The sequence below is a fragment of the Okibacterium endophyticum genome, assembly GCF_054780075.1.
On record NZ_BAAGXA010000016.1, the window covers coordinates 1 to 5,535 of the forward strand.

Annotated in this window: 3 rRNA genes; all 3 read left to right on the plus strand. The window is 54.9% G+C overall.

The features are described 5' to 3' along the window. Window positions 1–126 precede the first annotated feature (126 nt). Window positions 127–1,651, plus strand: a 16S ribosomal RNA gene (locus ACYVF5_RS16615). 476 nt (window positions 1,652–2,127) lie between these two features. Further along, a 23S ribosomal RNA gene (locus tag ACYVF5_RS16620) occupies window positions 2,128–5,260 on the plus strand. 175 nt (window positions 5,261–5,435) lie between these two features. Beyond that, window positions 5,436–5,535 (plus strand): 5S ribosomal RNA (gene rrf / locus ACYVF5_RS16625); the annotation flags it as partial.

Below are 5,535 nucleotides of genomic sequence, written 5' to 3' on the forward strand. Positions count from 1 at the left end.
AGTGACTGGTCTTTGGGCTGGTTGTGATTTGTTCTGTCAGTTTCGAACTCGCGTGGCTTTGCCTATTCCGGTGGGGTTGCGTATTTGAATGTCTCGGTGGCCTTTCGGGGTTGTCGGGTTTGAACATTTACGGAGAGTTTGATCCTGGCTCAGGACGAACGCTGGCGGCGTGCTTAACACATGCAAGTCGAACGATGAAGCCTAGCTTGCTGGGTGGATTAGTGGCGAACGGGTGAGTAACACGTGAGTAACCTGCCCTTGACTCTGGGATAAGCGCTGGAAACGGCGTCTAATACCGGATATGACCTTCCGCCGCATGGTGAGGGGGTGGAAAGATTTTTTGGTCAAGGATGGACTCACGGCCTATCAGCTTGTTGGTGAGGTAATGGCTCACCAAGGCGACGACGGGTAGCCGGCCTGAGAGGGTGACCGGCCACACTGGGACTGAGACACGGCCCAGACTCCTACGGGAGGCAGCAGTGGGGAATATTGCACAATGGGCGAAAGCCTGATGCAGCAACGCCGCGTGAGGGACGACGGCCTTCGGGTTGTAAACCTCTTTTAGTAGGGAAGAAGCGAAAGTGACGGTACCTGCAGAAAAAGCACCGGCTAACTACGTGCCAGCAGCCGCGGTAATACGTAGGGTGCAAGCGTTGTCCGGAATTATTGGGCGTAAAGAGCTCGTAGGCGGTTTGTCGCGTCTGCTGTGAAATCCCGAGGCTCAACCTCGGGCCTGCAGTGGGTACGGGCAGACTAGAGTGCGGTAGGGGAGATTGGAATTCCTGGTGTAGCGGTGGAATGCGCAGATATCAGGAGGAACACCGATGGCGAAGGCAGATCTCTGGGCCGTAACTGACGCTGAGGAGCGAAAGGGTGGGGAGCAAACAGGCTTAGATACCCTGGTAGTCCACCCCGTAAACGTTGGGAACTAGATGTGGGGGCCATTCCACGGTCTCCGTGTCGCAGCTAACGCATTAAGTTCCCCGCCTGGGGAGTACGGCCGCAAGGCTAAAACTCAAAGGAATTGACGGGGGCCCGCACAAGCGGCGGAGCATGCGGATTAATTCGATGCAACGCGAAGAACCTTACCAAGGCTTGACATATACGAGAACGGGCCAGAAATGGTCAACTCTTTGGACACTCGTATACAGGTGGTGCATGGTTGTCGTCAGCTCGTGTCGTGAGATGTTGGGTTAAGTCCCGCAACGAGCGCAACCCTCGTTCTATGTTGCCAGCACGTTATGGTGGGAACTCATGGGATACTGCCGGGGTCAACTCGGAGGAAGGTGGGGACGACGTCAAATCATCATGCCCCTTATGTCTTGGGCTTCACGCATGCTACAATGGCCGATACAAAGGGCTGCGATACCGTAAGGTGGAGCGAATCCCAAAAAGTCGGTCCCAGTTCGGATTGAGGTCTGCAACTCGACCTCATGAAGTCGGAGTCGCTAGTAATCGCAGATCAGCAACGCTGCGGTGAATACGTTCCCGGGCCTTGTACACACCGCCCGTCAAGTCATGAAAGTCGGTAACACCCGACGCCGGTGGCCCAACCCCTTGTGGGAGGGAGCCGTCTAAGGTGGGATCGGTAATTAGGACTAAGTCGTAACAAGGTAGCCGTACCGGAAGGTGCGGCTGGATCACCTCCTTTCTAAGGAGCAACTGACCAGCTTGCTGGTCCAGTACCATGATCGGACCGAATGTGTCCGCGTGGTAGCTCATGGGTGGAACATTGACATGGTGCTTTTGCGCTGATTTTGGAGTTAGTACACCGCTTGCGGTTGGAACGGTTCGGGGTTGGTTGTGGGGGCACGCGCACGTTGTTGGGTCCTGAGGGACCAGGCCGGGACCTGAGGGTTTCGGATGGGACTTCTGGGCCATTTTTTGGTCTGACCTGTTTTTTGGGTCGTTGGGCCTCTTGGTGTCGGCATTACTGGCCGGCGGGAGGGGTGCCGCCCGTACTTTGAGAACTACACAGTGGACGCGAGCATCTTAGATTCAACCCTTTATGGGTTGGGTCACAAACAAGAGCCTTTATGCTTTTCCTTCGGGGGGAGTGTGGAGGTCATTGGTCAATTTTTCTTGCACCCTTTTGGGGTGTGATGATTCGATTGATACTCATGTGATTAGCAAGTTTCTAAGAGCAAACGGTGGATGCCTTGGCATCTGGAGCCGAAGAAGGACGTAGTAATCTGCGATAAGCCTCGGGGAGCTGATAAACAAGCTGTGATCCGAGGATTTCCGAATGGGGAAACCCCGCTGCACGCCGTGAGGTGATGTGGTGACTCCCGCCTGAATATATAGGGCGGGTAGAGGGAACGTGGGGAAGTGAAACATCTCAGTACCCACAGGAAGAGAAAACAACAGTGATTCCGGTAGTAGTGGCGAGCGAACCCGGATGAGGCTAAACCGGTCATGTGTGATACCCGGCAGGGGTTGCATGGTCGGGGTTGTGGGACCTTTCATAATGTTCTGCCGGACATTGGCAGTGACGGATGCGTATAGACGAACAGGATTGAAAGCCTGGCCAGAGACGGTGCGAGCCCGGTAGTCGAAATGCGCGGACGGCTGGAGAGGTATCCCAAGTAGCACGGGGCCCGAGAAATCCCGTGTGAATCTGTCAGGACCACCTGATAAGCCTAAATACTCCCAGATGACCGATAGCGGACAAGTACCGTGAGGGAAAGGTGAAAAGTACCCCGGGAGGGGAGTGAAATAGTACCTGAAACCGTTTGCTTACAAACCGTTGGAGCAGCCTTGTAGCTGTGACAGCGTGCCTTTTGAAGAATGAGCCTGCGAGTTAGCGATATGTGGCGAGGTTAACCCGTGTGGGGTAGCCGTAGCGAAAGCGAGTCTGAATAGGGCGATTCAGTCGCATGTCCTAGACCCGAAGCGAAGTGATCTATCCATGGCCAGGTTGAAGCGACGGTAAGACGTCGTGGAGGACCGAACCCACTTCAGTTGAAAATGGAGGGGATGAGCTGTGGATAGGGGTGAAAGGCCAATCAAACTTCGTGATAGCTGGTTCTCTCCGAAATGCATTTAGGTGCAGCGTTGCGTGTTTCTTGCCGGAGGTAGAGCTACTGGATGGCCGATGGGCCCTAAAAGGTTACTGACGTCAGCCAAACTCCGAATGCCGGTAAGTGAGAGCGCAGCAGTGAGACGGTGGGGGATAAGCTTCATCGTCGAGAGGGAAACAACCCAGACCACCAACTAAGGTCCCTAAGCGCGTGCTAAGTGGGAAAGGATGTGGAGTTGCTTAGACAACCAGGAGGTTGGCTTAGAAGCAGCCACCCTTGAAAGAGTGCGTAATAGCTCACTGGTCAAGTGATTCCGCGCCGACAATGTAACGGGGCTCAAGCACGCCACCGAAGTTGTGGCATTGACGTATAGACATAAGCCGCCCGCTTGACGGGTTGGTTCAGTGGTGTTGATGGGTAGGAGAGCGTCGTGTGGGCAGTGAAGCGGCGGTGTAAACCAGCCGTGGAGCCTACACGAGTGAGAATGCAGGCATGAGTAGCGAAAGACGGGTGAGAAACCCGTCCTCCGAAAGACCAAGGGTTCCAGGGCCAGGCTAATCCGCCCTGGGTAAGTCGGGACCTAAGGCGAGGCCGACAGGCGTAGTCGATGGACAACGGGTTGATATTCCCGTACCGGCGAAGAACCGCCCAAACCAATCCAGTAGTGCTAAGAGTCCTAAGCCTGGTGACGGATCCCTTCGGGGTGATGCGCTGGGTCTAACGCTCGATCCCGTTCTGGTGCGGTTAGCGTATTAACAGGTGTGACGCAGGAAGGTAATCGGTCCTGGGCGATGGTTGTCCCAGGCCAAGGTTGTAGGCCGAGAGATAGGCAAATCCGTCTCTCATATAAGGCTGAGAGCTGAAGGGGAGCACGTAAGTGCATGATCCGGTGATCCTATGCTGCCAAGAAAAGCATCGACGCGAGGTTCTAGCTGCCCGTACCCCAAACCGACTCAGGTGGTCAGGTAGAGAATACTAAGGAGATCGAGAGAATCGTGGTTAAGGAACTCGGCAAAATGCCCCCGTAACTTCGGGAGAAGGGGGGCCTGACACGTGAACGGACTTGCTCCGGGAAGCGTGGTAGGGCCGCAGAGACCAGTGGGAAGCGACTGTTTACTAAAAACACAGGTCCGTGCCAAGTCGCAAGACGATGTATACGGACTGACGCCTGCCCGGTGCTGGAAGGTTAAGAGGAACGGTTAGCCGTAAGGCGAAGCTGAGAATTTAAGCCCCAGTAAACGGCGGTGGTAACTATAACCATCCTAAGGTAGCGAAATTCCTTGTCGGGTAAGTTCCGACCTGCACGAATGGCGTAACGACTTCCCAGCTGTCTCAACCGCGAACTCGGCGAAATTGCATTACGAGTAAAGATGCTCGTTACGCGCAGCAGGACGGAAAGACCCCGTGACCTTTACTACAGCTTGGTATTGGTGTTCGGTGTGGCTTGTGTAGGATAGGTGGGAGACTGTGAAGCGGGCACGCTAGTGTTCGTGGAGTCATTGTTGAAATACCACTCTGGTCACTCTGGATATCTAACTTCGAACCGTAATCCGGTTCAGGGACAGTGCCTGGTGGGTAGTTTAACTGGGGCGGTTGCCTCCTAAAAAGTAACGGAGGCGCCCAAAGGTTCCCTCAACCTGGTTGGCAATCAGGTGGCGAGTGTAAGTGCACAAGGGAGCTTGACTGTGAGACTGACAAGTCGAGCAGGGACGAAAGTCGGGACTAGTGATCCGGCAGTGGCTTGTGGAAGCGCTGTCGCTCAACGGATAAAAGGTACCTCGGGGATAACAGGCTGATCTTGCCCAAGAGTCCATATCGACGGCATGGTTTGGCACCTCGATGTCGGCTCGTCGCATCCTGGGGCTGGAGTAGGTCCCAAGGGTTGGGCTGTTCGCCCATTAAAGCGGTACGCGAGCTGGGTTTAGAACGTCGTGAGACAGTTCGGTCCCTATCCGCTGCGCGCGCAGGAAATTTGAGAGGATCTGACCCTAGTACGAGAGGACCGGGTTGGACGAACCTCTGGTGTGTCAGTTGTTCCGCCAGGAGCACCGCTGATTAGCTACGTTCGGGATGGATAACCGCTGAAAGCATCTAAGCGGGAAGCCGGCCTCGAGATGAGATTTCCACGCCTTCGGGCGAGAGGCTCCCAGCCAGACGACTGGGTTGATAGGCCGGATGTGGAAGAGAGGACTAAAGACTCTCGGAGCTGACCGGTACTAATAAGCCGATAACTTGATAATCACTACACTCATACATGTTGTAAGGCTGGTATGAGTGGCCTGATGTTCCGCGTCCACTGAGTGGTTCCCGATGTACGGTCGGGGCTGCACGAATAATTCAATACTGTGCTTGATCAACACTTTTATGTGTTGCGCACCGTGACATGTGTGGTAACCGTTGTGTTATCGAGAGTGTTTCGGCGGCTATAGCGAGAGGGAAACGCCCGGTCACATTCCGAACCCGGAAGCTAAGACTCTCAGCGCCGATGGTACTGCAAGGGGGACCTTGTGGGAGA